The organism is Bradyrhizobium sp. USDA 223, assembly GCF_044909005.1.
GTDB lineage: Bacteria > Pseudomonadota > Alphaproteobacteria > Rhizobiales > Xanthobacteraceae > Bradyrhizobium > Bradyrhizobium yuanmingense.
Genome location: NZ_JBIYDR010000001.1, coordinates 5856757 through 5870615, shown reverse-complemented (window position 1 = coordinate 5870615; position 13859 = coordinate 5856757). Strand labels below are relative to the sequence as shown.

The 13859-nt window shown below is 65.5% G+C and carries 12 protein-coding genes; 7 read left to right on the top strand and 5 right to left on the bottom strand.

Going from position 1 to position 13859, the window contains the following annotated elements; all coding sequences use genetic code 11:
• Window positions 1-61: 61 nt before the first annotated feature.
• The 3 genes from ABIA40_RS27350 to ABIA40_RS27340 form a co-directional block, all read right to left on the bottom strand.
• The gene (locus tag ABIA40_RS27350; protein ID WP_404544239.1) at window positions 62-2083 is read right to left on the bottom strand and encodes a YgiQ family radical SAM protein; all 2022 of its coding nucleotides are present in this window, start codon (window positions 2081-2083) and stop codon (window positions 62-64) included.
• Between the two features lie 84 nt (window positions 2084-2167).
• Entirely contained in the window at window positions 2168-3580 is a 1413-nt protein-coding gene (locus ABIA40_RS27345) for an amidase (RefSeq protein ID WP_404544236.1), read from the bottom strand.
• Between the two features lie 2 nt (window positions 3581-3582).
• Window positions 3583-4617 (bottom strand): LacI family DNA-binding transcriptional regulator, encoded by a 1035-nt coding sequence (locus tag ABIA40_RS27340; RefSeq protein ID WP_404544234.1) that lies wholly within the window; start codon window positions 4615-4617, stop codon window positions 3583-3585.
• A 203-nt stretch (window positions 4618-4820) separates the two neighbouring features.
• Between ABIA40_RS27340 and ABIA40_RS27335 the strand changes: the two genes are divergently transcribed.
• From ABIA40_RS27335 to ABIA40_RS27310, 6 genes are all read left to right on the top strand, one after another.
• Complete coding sequence (locus ABIA40_RS27335; protein ID WP_404544231.1) at window positions 4821-5762, top strand: ABC transporter permease; 942 nt, start codon at window positions 4821-4823, stop codon at window positions 5760-5762.
• Window positions 5763-5782: 20 nt separating this feature from the next.
• The gene (locus ABIA40_RS27330) at window positions 5783-6670 is read left to right on the top strand and encodes an ABC transporter permease (RefSeq protein WP_157283473.1); all 888 of its coding nucleotides are present in this window, start codon (window positions 5783-5785) and stop codon (window positions 6668-6670) included.
• Complete coding sequence (locus tag ABIA40_RS27325) at window positions 6667-7656, top strand: ABC transporter ATP-binding protein (protein WP_404544228.1); 990 nt, start codon at window positions 6667-6669, stop codon at window positions 7654-7656. Before ABIA40_RS27330 ends, ABIA40_RS27325 begins: the two co-directional genes overlap by 4 nt.
• Window positions 7653-8681 (top strand): ABC transporter ATP-binding protein, encoded by a 1029-nt coding sequence (locus ABIA40_RS27320; protein WP_404544226.1) that lies wholly within the window; start codon window positions 7653-7655, stop codon window positions 8679-8681. Before ABIA40_RS27325 ends, ABIA40_RS27320 begins: the two co-directional genes overlap by 4 nt.
• 25 nt (window positions 8682-8706) lie before the next feature.
• Entirely contained in the window at window positions 8707-10272 is a 1566-nt protein-coding gene (locus ABIA40_RS27315) for an ABC transporter substrate-binding protein (protein WP_271539361.1), read from the top strand.
• A gap of 160 nt (window positions 10273-10432) precedes the next feature.
• Entirely contained in the window at window positions 10433-10570 is a 138-nt protein-coding gene (locus ABIA40_RS27310; RefSeq protein ID WP_162130853.1) for a hypothetical protein, read from the top strand.
• Between the two features lie 63 nt (window positions 10571-10633).
• Here the strand turns inward: ABIA40_RS27310 and ABIA40_RS27305 are convergent, their stop codons facing one another.
• Both ABIA40_RS27305 and ABIA40_RS27300 read right to left on the bottom strand, forming a co-directional pair.
• Window positions 10634-11299, bottom strand: a complete 666-nt coding sequence (locus ABIA40_RS27305) for a GntR family transcriptional regulator (protein WP_271539358.1) — start codon at window positions 11297-11299, stop codon at window positions 10634-10636.
• A 7-nt stretch (window positions 11300-11306) separates the two neighbouring features.
• Window positions 11307-12719 carry an FAD-binding oxidoreductase gene (locus ABIA40_RS27300; protein WP_404544223.1) on the bottom strand — a complete coding sequence of 471 codons (1413 nt, stop codon included), beginning with the start codon at window positions 12717-12719 and terminating at the stop codon, window positions 11307-11309.
• A 164-nt stretch (window positions 12720-12883) separates the two neighbouring features.
• Here ABIA40_RS27300 and ABIA40_RS27295 point away from each other — a divergent pair, with 164 nt between their 5' ends.
• A complete protein-coding gene (locus ABIA40_RS27295; RefSeq protein ID WP_404544221.1) occupies window positions 12884-13768 on the top strand; it encodes a dihydrodipicolinate synthase family protein in 885 nt (294 codons plus the stop codon).
• Window positions 13769-13859 lie beyond the last annotated feature (91 nt).

Below are 13859 nucleotides of genomic sequence, written 5' to 3'. Positions count from 1 at the left end.
GCTTCCGTTTTGCCGACGCGAAGACGCCAGACCAAACCGTGCCAGATCCGGCTTACGCCCGCTACTTCATCACCCGCAGGCCCTTGGTCGTGAACCGCTGCGTCTTGCCGCCGGGCCGCATTGGCCGCCTGGTGCCGGCGGCCTTGCCGGTGCCGGGAGGCTGGTGCGCAGGCACGAGCTGATGCGGCTGCGAGCCGATCAGGTCGCGGCGGCCCATCTCGATCAGGGCCTCGCGCAGCAGCGGCCAATTGTCGGGGTCATGATAGCGCAGGAAGGCCTTGTGCAGCCGGCGCTGACGCAGCCCCTTGATCGCCTCGACCTTGTCGCTGCCGCCGTGGCGCACGCCGCGCAAGGGGTTGACGCCGGTGTGGTACATCGCGGTCGCGGTCGCCATCGGCGAGGGCAGGAAGGTCTGCACCTGGTCGGCGCGGTAGCGGTTCTTTTTCAGCCACAGCGCGAGGTTCATCATGTCCTCGTCGGTCGTGCCCGGATGCGCCGCGATGAAGTAGGGGATCAGGTAATATTTCTTGCCGGCGCGTTCGGCCGCCTCGTCGAACATGCGCTTGAACTTGTTGTAGGCGCCGATGCCCGGCTTCATCATCTTGTCGAGCGGGCCGCGCTCGGTATGTTCGGGGGCGATCTTCAGGTAACCGCCGACGTGATGGGTGACGAGCTCCTTGATGTATTCGGGACTCTCCACCGCGAGGTCGTAGCGCACGCCGGAGGCGACCATCACCTTCTTGATACCCTTGGTCTCGCGCACCTTGCGATAGAGCCGGATCAGATCGTCATGCGAGGTGTTGAGGTTCGGGCAGATCTCGGGGAAGACGCAGGAGGGACGGCGGCATGCCGCCTCGACCTTCGGGTCCTTGCACGCCATCCGGTACATGTTGGCGGTGGGGCCGCCGATGTCGGAGATGACGCCGGTGAAGCCCGGCGTCTTGTCGCGGATGCGTTCGATCTCGCGCAGGATCGAGCCCTCGGAGCGGTTCTGGATGATGCGGCCCTCGTGCTCGGTGATCGAGCAGAAGGTGCAGCCGCCGAAGCAGCCGCGCATGATCGTCACCGAGAATTTTATCATTTCCCAGGCGGGGATCCTGGCGTCGCCATAGGAGGGATGCGGCGCACGCGCATATGGCAGGTCGTAGACCGCGTCCATCTCTTCCGTGGTGAGCGGGATCGGCGGCGGGTTGAGCCAGAGATCGCGGTCGCCATGACGCTGCACCAGCGGCCTTGCATTTCCGGGATTGCTCTCCCGGTGCAGCACGCGCGAGGCGCGCGCATAAGCTTCCTTGTCCTGCTCGACCTGTTCCAGCGCCGGCAGGCGGATCACGATCGCGCCTTTCTGGCGCGATGCGCCCTCGTCGGCGGACTCGAGATCGTCGGCGTGCAGCTCGGTGTAATCGTCGGGGACCTTGCGGAACAGCGCCACGCCCCTGATGTCGTCGAGCTCGCGCGGCACTTCGCCAGCGGCGAGCCGGTGCGCCACTTCGACCACGGCACGCTCGGCGTTGCCGTAGAGCAGCAGGTCCGCCTTGGCATCGGCCAGTACGGAGCGGCGCACCTTGTCGGACCAGTAATCGTAATGTGCGATCCGGCGCAGCGAGGCCTCGATGCCGCCGAGCACGATCGGGGTGTCCTTGAACGCCTCGCGGCAGCGCTGGGCGTAGACGATGGTGCAGCGGTCCGGCCGCTTGCCGCCTTCGCCGCCCGCCGTATAGGCGTCGTCGCTGCGGATGCGTCGATCCGCGGTGTAGCGGTTCACCATGGAATCCATGTTGCCGCCGGTGACGCCGAAGAACACTCGTGGCTTGCCGAGCGCCCTGAACGGCTCCGCCGAATGCCAGTCCGGCTGCGCGATGATGCCGACCCGGAAACCCTGCGCCTCCAGCAGCCGGCCGATGATCGCCATGCCGAAGCTCGGATGGTCGACATAGGCATCCCCGGTCACCAGCACGATGTCGCAGGCGTCCCAGCCGAGCGCATTCATCTCGGCGCGGCTCATGGGGAGGAACGGCGCCGGCTTGCGCGGGCGCGCCTGGGCCATCAGCGGCTTTTCGGCGGTGATCATCTGGGTGTCCATGGCGCCTACGCATAGGGCTCCGAGGCCATGAATTCAACCGACGGGCGTGTGAAAGATCAGGTTCCGCGGGACATCGCCGTTCCCTCAGGATGGCGAGGAAAACGCCTGCTCGATCCGCGCCGCGAAGGAGATCAGGCGCTCCTCGCTGTGCGGTGGGCCGACGACCTGCAAGGAGACCGGCATGCCGGCTCCATCGCGGCCGGCGGGCACCGCCAGCGCAGGGCAGCCGAGGATCGACCAGACATAGGTGATCATGATCCAGTCGATGTAGATCTTCGATGCGGTCCCCTCGATCTCGGCCGGCCACATGATCTCGACCGGAAAGGGCGCGACCTGCGCGGTCGGGCAGATCAGGATGTCGATGTCGGTGAAGAAGTCCTGCATGCGCCGGTAGATGGCCGCGCGCTGCTCTATCGCGGCCGCGATGTCTGTTGCGGAGAGGCTTTCACCATGGGCGATGTCGCCTGCCACCTCGGGCGTGAAGGCCGCGCGCGATTGCGGCCAAAGTCTGCCCCAGGTGGCAAGATAGGCGAGACCACGTAGCGCGCGGATCACGCGCGGCAGCCCGGCGAGATCAGGGGCGGTCTCGCTCATCCTGCAGCCGGCGGGTTGGAGCCGGTCGATCGCGCCGCGGAAGGCGGAACGAATGTCGTGATCGACCGGCAGCAAGCCGAGATCCTCGGACACCGCTATGCGCCCCGCCCATCCGGGTCGTGCGGCGGCGTTGCGGAACGATGCGGGATGCTCGCGCGACAACAGATCGGGCGGATGGAAGCCGGCCATCGCATCCAGCATCAAGGCAAGATCGGGAATCGTCCGCGCCATCGGTCCCTCGACGAAAACGGTGTCGAACGGATCGGAGAGCGGCTTTCTCGGCACGAGGCCTGGTGTGGGCCTCAGCCCCGCAACACCGCAAAATGCGGCCGGCGTGCGCAGGCTGCCGCCGACATCGTTGCCATGGGCGAGATAGACCTGATGCGCGGCCAGCGCCGCTGCCGATCCGCCGGAGGAGCCGCCCGCGGTCAGCGCAGGAAAGAACGGATTGCGCGTCGCGCCGAACAGCGCGTTGGTGGTGTTGGCGCCGCCGAGCTCCGACAGATTACTCTTGCCCACGACGATGGCGCCATTGCGCTGGAGACGATCGATCGCGGGATTCGATATCTCGGGGGCGCCGCGTGCCGTCAGCGCGCTGCCGCCGCTGGTCGGCACGCCTGCGACATCGGTGTTGTCCTTGACCGCGAGCGGAAGCCCGCAGAGCAGGGGCCAGTCCTCGCCGGCCGCCTTTTTCTCCATAAGCCGCCGTGCTTCACCCCGTGCGGCCTCGAAGCAGCGAACCGGAATCGCGTTGATTCCCGCATCCGTCGCTTCGATCCTGTCGATCGCGGCATCGACCACGTCGAGCGGCGACAGATGGCCTTTGCGAATCTCGGCAATGGCGTCGACGGCGGACAGCGCAAGAATGCCGGTGGAAGGCGCAAGGCCGGGCGCATCACTCATCTCTATGTCCGGATCGCGGCGGTGGACCCGCGCACCACCAGCGCCGGCTGAAGCTGGATCGATCTCGCCTCTCCCTCGACGCCGGAACGTCCCTCCGAAACTCGCGACAGCAGGGTCGAGACCGTGGTTTGGGCAATCGCCTCGGATGGCTGCGTCACGATGGTCATGCCCGGCCGCACCAAGCCGGCCCACGGAGGCTCGTCGACCGCGATGACGGAGAGGTCGTCGGGAATGGTGAGCCCGCTCTCGGCAATGGCACGAAGCAGTCCAAGCGAAAGATGATTGTTGGTGGCGAAGATCGCGGTCGGTCGCTGCGCATGCCGCAGAAGCCGCATTGCGGCGGCATGGCCGGCGGCCTCGGAGAAATTGTCCTTCTCGATCAGCCGTTCGTCGAGGGTGGTGCCGCGCGAGGCCAGGCCGCTTCTGAGGCCATCGAGGCGGTGGCGCGCGATCTGATGCTCGGGCGATCCCATGATCACGGCGATGCGGCGATGGCCGAGATCGTCGAGATGTTCGGCCGCGAGCCGTCCCAGCGCGACATTGTCGGTCGTGACCGAATCGAGGTCGAGCCCCTCGATGCGTCGGTCCACCAGAATGCCCGGCATCGGCAAGTCCGCCAGCGCGGCCTGGCGTCCGCTCCAGCCGCGCCGGGTCGGGATGACGATGACGCCGTCGGCGCGCTGCGACAGCAGCATGGCAAGATGCCGCTCCTCGCGCTCGGGGTCTTCGGCACTGTTGCAGAGAATGACCGAATAGCCTGCCGCGCTCGACAGCCACTCGATGCTTTCGACGAGCTTCAGGAAGTAGGGATTGGCGAGGTCTGCCACGAGCAGCCCCAGGATGCGCGTGGCGCCGCTGCGCAGGCTGCGGGCGCTGGCATGCGGTGCATAGCCGAGCTTGCGTGCTGCCGCATTGACGCGCGCCTGGAGGAGCTCGCTGACCTTGCCCGACCGGTTGAGCGTCTTCGACACGGTGGCCACGGAGACACCGGCGAGCCGGGCGACCTCGTGGATAGTGGGCAACGGCCCTGCCGACATCAACTATTCTCCTGTTAAACGTTTTTGTATTGTTTGGATTGACTGGAGGCAAGCCAAAAGACGTATAGAAAAAGTAAAATACCGTTGCGATAGACCAGCTTCCGTGCTTCATTAGAAAAACGTTTAACTAGGACCAGGGAGGCAATGGTGCGTGGGCTGGATGGCGTCCGGCGATCGCCGGTCAGCATTTGCAGGCGCTCGGCATGACCGGCTACGTGCTCGGTCGGCTGTTCGCGGCCATCCCCGTGCTGCTCGCCGTCGCGGTATTCGTCTTTCTGCTGCTCAGCCTCGTGCCGGGTGATCCCGCCGTGCTGATCGCCGGTGACTTCGCCTCGCCGCCACAGGTGGAGGCGGTGCGCCAGGCGCTCGGACTCAATCTGCCGCTGCTGCCGCGTTTCCTCGCATGGGCCGGCCGCATCCTGAGCGGCGATTTCGGCCTGTCGCTGTTCAGCCGCATCCCGGTCTCGCAGCTTGTCGCGCAGCGGATCGAGCCGACGCTGCTTCTTTCTCTCATGACGATCACGATCGCGGTCGTCGTCGCCGTGCCGCTCGGCCTCGTCGCCGCCTATCGTCCGAGGGGGCTCGTCGCGCGCCTGACCATGGCGGGGGCGGTGCTCGGCTTCTCATTGCCGGTCTTCGTCGTCGCTTTCGCGCTGGTCTATACGCTCGCACTCGGCCTGCACTGGTTTCCGGTGCAGGGTTATAAGCCGCTGTCGCAGGGCGTGCTGGCCTGCCTGCATTCGCTCGTGCTGCCCGCGATCTCGCTGAGCTTCCTCTATATCGCCTTGATCGCGAGGGTGACGCGCGCTGCGGTGCTAGAGGTGCTACGCGAAGATTATGTCCGCACCGCCCATGCCAAGGGGCTCGCGGCCCGCAAAATCATCGTACGGCACGTGCTCAGCAATGCCGCAGTCCCGATCATCACGGTCGTCGGCATCGGATTTGCCGCGCTGCTTGGCGGCGTCGTCGTTACCGAGACCGTGTTTTCCATTCCCGGCCTCGGCCGGCTGACCGCAGACTCCATTCTCCGGCGCGACTATCCGGTGGTGCAAGCCCTGATCCTGCTGTTCGCCTTCGTCTATGTCGTCGTCAATCTCGTGGTCGACATTCTCTACGCTGTCGTCGATCCGCGGATCCGGTACTGATGCAGGACGAGCCGATGGCGATGACCCACGCAGCAGAAGGGCTCGATGCGCCGGACATCGGTGTCAACCGGTTTTCGCAGATCGCGAGCCTGCCGGTTCGCCAGCCCATACTGGCTCTGAGTTGCGCTCTGCTGCTCGCCTTTGGCGTGACGGCCGTCGTGAGCCCGTGGATCACCGTGGATCCCGCCGCGCTGGACCCGCTGAACCGGCTTCAACCGCCGTCGCTGGCGGAGCCCTTCGGCACCGATCAAGTCGGACGTTCCGTGTTTGCCCGCGCGCTGGTGGGAACGCGGGTTTCGCTGTCGGTCGGCATTGCCGTTGCTGTTCTCACCACGCTGATCGGCGTGTGCATCGGTGTCATCGCCGGTTATTTCCGCAGCGTCGACAAGATTGTGATGCGCGCGATGGATGCGGTGATGGCGATCCCCGCGATCCTGCTCGCGATCGCACTCGTGGCGCTGATTGGCGCTTCGCCCATCGTGATCGTCACGGCGATCAGCCTCCCGGAAATTCCCCGCATGGCGCGCGTGGTGCGCGCCAGCGTTCTCAGTTTGCGCGAACGCGTCTATGTCGAGGCCGCCATCACTTGCGGCGGGCGTACCGTGACCATCCTGCATCGTCACATCCTGCCCGGCGCTGCCGGGCCGATCATGGTGCAGTCGACCTACGTCTTTGCCTCCGCGATGATCCTGGAATCGATCCTGTCGTTTCTCGGTGCGGGCACGCCGCCCGACGTGCCGAGCTGGGGCAACATGATGTCGGAGGGACGGCAGTTCCTGCAGATCGCGCCGTGGATTCTCGGCTTCCCAGCCTTGATGCTGGCGATGACGGTGCTCGCCGCCAACCTGCTCGGCGATGCGCTTCGCGACCTGCTCGATCCGAGCTTTGCGGGAGGCGAGATGCGATGAGTACGCCGCTGCTCTCCGTCGAGAACCTCTCCATTACACTCAATACGCGAGGCACCCCGGTGCCGCTCGTCCGCAACGTCTCGTTTGCGATCGATCCGGGTGAAACGCTGTGCCTCGTCGGCGAGAGCGGCTGCGGCAAGAGCCTGACCGCGCTCTCCATCATCGGTCTGCTCAACCGAAGCGTCATGCAGGTCGCTTCCGGCCGCATCCTCTTCGAGGGGCGCGATCTCGTCACGCTCGGGGCCGAGGAACTGCGCAAGCTCCGGGGCGACCGTCTCGCCATGGTGTTTCAGGAGCCGATGACGTCGCTCAATCCGCTCCTGCGGGTCGGCGAGCAGATCGCGGAGGTCATCGTCGAGCATCGTGGCGTGTCCGAGGCGGACGCGCGGCGGCAGGCGGTCGGATTGCTCGATCTCGTCCGCATTCCGGATGCGCGGCGGCGGGCCTCCGAATTTCCGCACCAGCTTTCCGGTGGCATGCGGCAGCGCGTGATGATCGCGATGGCGCTCGCCCTGCGCCCTGCATTGCTGATCGCCGACGAGCCGACCACCGCGCTCGACGTCACCATCCAGGCCCAGGTCTTGACCCTGATCGACGATCTGCGTCGCGAGTTCGGCACGTCCGTGCTCCTGATCACGCACGATCTCGGGGTCGTCGCGGAAATGGCCGACCGGGTCGTCGTGCTCTACGCCGGCAGCATCGTCGAGCAGGCCGGCGTCAACGGCATCTTCGATGCCGCGGCCCATCCCTATACGCGCGGCCTGCTTGGGGCGATCGGCCAGCTCAACAGCGGCACCCGCGATCGTCTCGCCGAGATTCCCGGCAGCGTGCCGAGCCCGGTCTCGCTCGGCACGGGCTGCGCCTTTCGCCAGCGCTGCGGCGCGGCGATGCCGGTGTGTCACTCGGAATCGCCGTTGTTGTCGGGCGCTGACGAGCACCTGACGGCATGCTGGCTGGGCAAGGCCGGCGCGATGGTGCCGGCATGAGCGCCGTCCTCGAAGTCTCAGGTCTGACCCAGATCTTCACCTCACGGCAGGGGCCGTTCGGATTGTTCGGCCGGCGCGATCTTCGCGCCGTCGACGACGTCAGCTTCGTCGTCGCGCGCGGACGTACCTTCTGCCTCGTTGGTGAAAGCGGCTGCGGCAAGACCACGATCGGCCGCATGGTCGTGCGCCTGTTGCGGCCGACGGCCGGCTCCGTCCACATCAATGGCGAGGACTTCGGCAATCTCTCCGGCGAGACGCTGCGCAGGAAGCGCCAGCAGGTGCAGATGGTGTTCCAGGATCCCTTCGCCTGCCTCAACTCGCGCATGACCGCGGCGGAGATCGTCGAAGAGCCCCTGCAGAATTTCGGCATCGGCGACGCGGTGTCGCGACGGCGGAAGGTCGCGCGTCTGTTCGACCAGGTCGGCCTGCCCCAACTTTTTCGCGCACGTCTGCCGCATCATCTATCGGGCGGACAGCGGCAGCGCCTCGGCATCGCGCGGGCGCTCGCCGCGGATCCCGCGCTGATCGTCGCGGACGAGGCGGTCGCGGCCCTGGACGTGTCGATCCGCTCCCAGATCCTGAATCTCCTGAAGGATGTGCAGCGCGAGATCGGGATCTCCTATCTGTTCATCTCGCATGATCTCGCCGTGGTGCGCTATCTCGCGGACGACGTCGCGGTGATGTATCTCGGCGCCATCGTCGAGCAGGGGCCGGCGAAAGCCGTGTTCGCTGCACCGGTGCATCCGTATACGCGGGCGTTGATCGATTCCGTGCCTGCGGTCCACCCGCGCAACCGGCGCCGCCGCGCGGCTCTCGAAGGCGAGGTGCCGAGCGCCGCCGCGCTGCCGTCCGGATGCCGCTTTCGCACGCGCTGTCCGTTCGCGACGGACATTTGCGCGCAAGCGGCGCCGGCGATGACTGAAATCACGCCCGGCCATGCCGTCGCCTGTCATCACGCAGGATCGCTGCCACGCTTCGACGCGCCGGGTCCGGGCCGGGCAGTAGCCCCCGACGCAGTTGCCTAGAAACAGAAAACGGGAGGATTACCAAATGAGATCGCCGAACGGAATATTTGCGGTCATGATGGCGGCAGGTTGGCTGGGTGCAATATCGCCTGCCGTTGCGGAGACGGTGCTCAAGATCCGCCCCTTCGGCGATCTCAAGCAGATCGATCCCGTGATCACGTCCGACTATATGGTTCGTAACCACGGCTATATGGTGTACGACACGCTGTTCTCGCTGGACGAGAAGCTCGTCGCGCAACCGCAAATGCTGGAGTCCTTCGCGGTCAGCGGCGATCAACTCACCTATTCCTTCACGCTGCGCGGCGGCCTGACTTTCAGCAACGCTCAGCCGGTCACCGCGGAAGACGCGGTCGTTTCGCTGAAGCGCTGGTGGCAGCGTGACGGCCTTGGGCAACAGCTTGCCTCCGTCAGCGACAGCCTGACCGTTAAGGACGAAAAAACCTTCGAGCTGAAGCTCAAACGTCCTTGGGGGCTGGTGATCGAGGCGCTCTCCAAGCCGAGCTCCAACGTGCCCTTCATCATGCCGAAGGGGATCGCTGCGACGCCGGCGGACACCGCCATCACGGATGCGACCGGCTCGGGTCCTTTCATCATGAAGAAGGACGAGTGGGTTCCGGGCTCCAAGGTCGTTTACGTCAAGAGCCCGTCCTACAAGTCGCGCGCGGAGCCGGCGAGCGGCCTTGCCGGCGGTAAGCTCGCCAAGGTCGACCGGGTCGAATGGCATTACATCCCGGATGCGCAGACCGCGCTCAATGCACTCCAGGCCGGCGAGATCGACATTTTCGAGGAGGTGCCGCCGGACTTCCTGCCGACGCTTGCCGGCAATCCCGACATCAAGACGATGCCGCAGGACACGCTCGGCATGCAGATGGTGTTCCGCATGAACATTTCGGCCCCGCCGTTCAACAATCAAAAGGTCCGGCAGGCGATCAGCTACATGATCGACCAGGACAAGTTCGCGCGAGCCTATGTCAGCGACCCCAAGCTCTACAAGAGCTGCCCGAGCTTCTACATGTGCTCGTCGCCCTATTTCACGGCTGCCGGCTGGACCAAGCCCGATATCGAAAAGGCCAAGAAGCTGATCGCCGACAGCGGTTATGACGGTACGCCGGTCGTGGTGCTGCACGCGACCGAGAGCGGACCGACGAATACGTTTAGCCTCGTCGCCGAGCAGATGATGCGCCAGATCGGCCTCAAGGTCGAGCCGCAGGCGATGGACTGGGGCACGCTGGTTGGACGCCGCGCGTCCAAGGAAACCGTCGACAAGGGCGGCTGGTCGCTGTTCATGTCGGGACCGACGGGCGCCGACATGTTCGAGCCGGTCGGCCACCTTGGGCTGCGCGCAAACTGCGACAAGGCCTGGTTCGGCTGGCCTTGCGACGAGCAGATCGAAAAGCTGCGCAACGAATTCGCGTTGGCGACAGATCCCGAGCAGAAAAAGAAGATCGCAGCCGACCTCCAGCTCCGCGCCGTCGACTATGTGCCGTATTGGCCTGCTGCACAGCTCTATCTGGTGCGGGCGGTACGCAGCAACGTTGACGGCCTCGTAAAGGGGGCGGTCCCGGTCTACTGGAATATCACCAAGAAGTAGTGCGATCCGGCACGGCGCCGGAGGAACCAATCGCTCCCAGCAACATTCAGATGGAGGGTTCGACGCGGGCCCGGGTTGCGCGCGCCTCCATCGATTCGGCGCTCGTGACGTCGCCTCTGGCGATGGGGGAATCGTGGGTACGGTCATAGAGAACTTGCTGATGCGGAAGCAGAAGCTGGTGGAACAGCTCGAACAGGCGCCATCGGTGGAGGATCGCGACCGAATCGAGCACCAGCTCGAGCAGATCAACACCGCGCTGGATTTTCTGGACAGGCCGGGATCGAAGGAGGAGCGGTAGAGCATGATCCGGAAAAGTGCGTAGCGGCTTTCCGAAAAGATCATGCTCAAAACAATAACGCGCTCAATCCACCTTCAGCGCCGTGGCATAGACCATTCCCGAATTCGTGATGTGCGTCGTCATCAGGCCTTCGAAGGCGGCGAACTCGCCGCGCGCGAACAGATCGAGCAGCTTGCGGTGCTCGTCGAAGGACGTGCGGGTGCGCACGTCGATCGGCGAGGTCAGATTGGTGCGGAGCGCGGCGACGCGGCCGGAGACGAGCTGATAGGATTCGGCGAGATAGCGGTTGCCGCAATGGGCGAACAGCGCCTCGTGAAAAGCGGTGTCGGCGCGGCCATAGGCGATGTTGTCCTTTGCCGCGACGGCTGGCTCCATCGCCGCGATCGCCGCGCCCATGGACGCGATCGCGCCGTCGCGGTCATTGCCGAAGGCGAGCTCGGCGGCCTTGGGCTCGAGCGCAATGCGGAAGGTGCAGAGCGCATGGATGTCGTCCGCACTCGGCGTGAAGACGAAGCTGCCGACCTGGGGTCGGATCACCACGAGTCCCTGCGCCTGCAGCTGGCCCATCGCTTCGCGCACCGGCGTGCGGCTGACGCCGAAGGAATTGGCCACCATCTCCTCGGAGATGGCAGCGCCTAATGCGAACTCGCCGTCGATGATGGCTTGGCGCAGCCGCAGCATCACCCGCTGCGACAGCGATTTCGGCGTATCGAGCTTGAGCGATCGCATGGTGCGTTCAGATCACCTTCCCGGGATTGAGCAGGTGATCGGGGTCGAGCGCCGCCTTGAGCGTGCGCATCAGCGCGATCTCGGCCTCGCCCCTCGCATGGCCCAGCCATTGCTTCTTCAAGGTGCCGATCCCGTGCTCGGCGGAGACGCTGCCGCCGAGCTCGCGGACCAGACCGTAGATGATCGCGTCCATCTCCTCCTTCGGCTGCTGCGCGACGGAAAGGCCGGTGACCCAGGAGACGAGATGCAGATTGCCGTCGCCGATATGGCCGTAATAGACGCTCTCGCAACCCTCGATGCCCGCAGCGAGCGCCGCCTTGCAGCGTGTGACGAACTCGTCCATCCGTGCCACCGCAAGGCCGATGTCGTAGGAGATGTGCGGCCCCAGCACCTGGCCGAACTCGGCGCAGATGTCGCGCACGCGCCAGAAGCTCAGCGTCTGCGCCAGCGATTGCGCCACCGCGGCATCCGCCAGCAGCCCGCGCTCCATCAGCTCCTCGAGCCAGCTCTGGAAGCGCGGCGCATCGACGCTCTCGTCGGTGCCCTGCGCTTCCACCAGCACGTAGAGACCGTGGCTTGGGGCGACCGGCGGCTTCACGCCGGCGCGATTCGTGATCACGTCCCAATAATCCGGCCACATCACCTCGAAGGCGGACAGCAGCGGGCCGAGCCCTGAGCGCGCCGCGTCGAGCAGCGCGATCACCGCGGCATAATCCTTCAACGCGCACAGCGCGGCCATGGTCGAGCGCGGCTTCGGGAACAGTTTTAGCACCACGCGGGTGATGATGCCGAGGGTGCCTTCCGAGCCGATGAACAGATGCTTCAGATCATAGCCTGCATTGTTCTTCATCAGCTTGTTGAGGCTGGTGATGATCGTGCCGTCCGGCAGCACCACTTCGAGACCAAGCACCAGCTCGCGCGTCATGCCGTAACGGATCACGCGGTTGCCGCCGGCGTTGGTCGAGAGATTGCCGCCGATCGCGCAGGAGCCGCGCGAGCCGAGATCGAGCGGAAAGAAGAAGCCGGCTTCGTCCGCCGCCTTCTGAATCGTCTCCAGCGGCGTGCCGGCCTTCACCGTCATCGTCATCGAGGCGCGATCGATCTCCTCGATGCCCGTCATGCGCTCCAGCGAGATCGCGACCCAGCCAGCTTCAGGCGAAGCGCCGCGGCACAGGCCGGTCAGGCCGCCCTGCGGCACGAACGGCAGATGCGCCTGCCGGCAGGTCGCAATCGCATCGGCGACGCCCTGCGCATCGACGGGGCGGATCACCGCGCGCGGCGTCTGCGGCAGGCTCGCGCTCCCGTCGTTGCAATTGCGCGCCGGCACATCGGTGCCAACAAGCACCGCCGCCGTGCCGAGCCTGTCGCGCAACACGCCGAGCAATTGGTCGGGGTGTCCGGTGGGGGTCACCATGTCCATGCGAGACCTCCTCAAGATCTGCCGCGCACATGGCGCGGAGGATTTGCATCAATGTTGTATGTAAGATACAAGAGCAACATTAAAGTGAAAACAAGGCCGCGGCAAGCGCGAAAGATCGTTGAAGATCAGCGGCTTGGCCGGGCGCCGCAGCAAAGGGTGGTGTGATGACCGAGGCGATTCGCGGGTTCTGGGTGGCGTCGGCGACACCGCTGGCGACGGACGGCAGTGTGGACGCCCCCAAGCTCGCCTCTCACGCCAAGCAGCTGTTCAGCAAGGGCGTCGACGGCGTCGTGCTGTTCGGCACCACCGGCGAGGGGACCTCATTCAATGCCGCCGAACGCATTGCAACGATCGAAGCGATGCTCAAGGCCGGGGTCGCGGCGGAGCGCATCGGAATCGGCGGCGGCTTTCCTGCCATCACGGACAGTATCGCGCTGACGCGCGCCGTGCTCGGCCTCGGCCTGCGCCACGTGTTGCTGCTGCCGCCCTATTTCGATCGGAGTGTCACGCCTGAGGGCATCGAGGATGCCTTTGCCGCCATCATCGACGGTGTTGCCGACGATCGTCTGCGCGCCTCGCTCTACCACATTCCGCAAGTCTCGGGCGTTGCGATCCCGACGACAGTCGCCGCAAGCCTGCGCAAGCGCTACGGCCAAGTGGTTGCGGGTCTGAAGGACTCCAGCGGCGACTTCAAGCAGTTCCAGGCATTCCGTGCCGCCGCGCCCGAGCTCGCTATCACCGTCGGCAACGAAGCCGATATCACTCGCGCGATCGCCGCCGGCGGCGCCGGCACCATCTGCGGCATGGCCAACATTGCGCCGGAGCTGGTCAAGGCTATGGTTGACGGCAAGAACGTCGAGGCGCGCATGCAGGCGGCGATCGACGTCGTGCTGAAGACGCCCTCCCTGGTCGCAACGCTGAAGGCGATCCTCGCGATGCAGACCGGCGATGCAGGTTGGCTGCGCGTCCGTCCGCCGCTCCGCGCTTTGTCGGACGGCAGTGCGTTCAAGCGGAAGCTCGACGAGTTGATCGCTCCCGCCATCGCGTGATCGTGAAATATCGGGCCACGATTTCGCGTGCAGCGTGTCATGCGCGGTGCGCCGGCAATTCATGATTGCTGTTCAGCATCCGTCTCCTCTT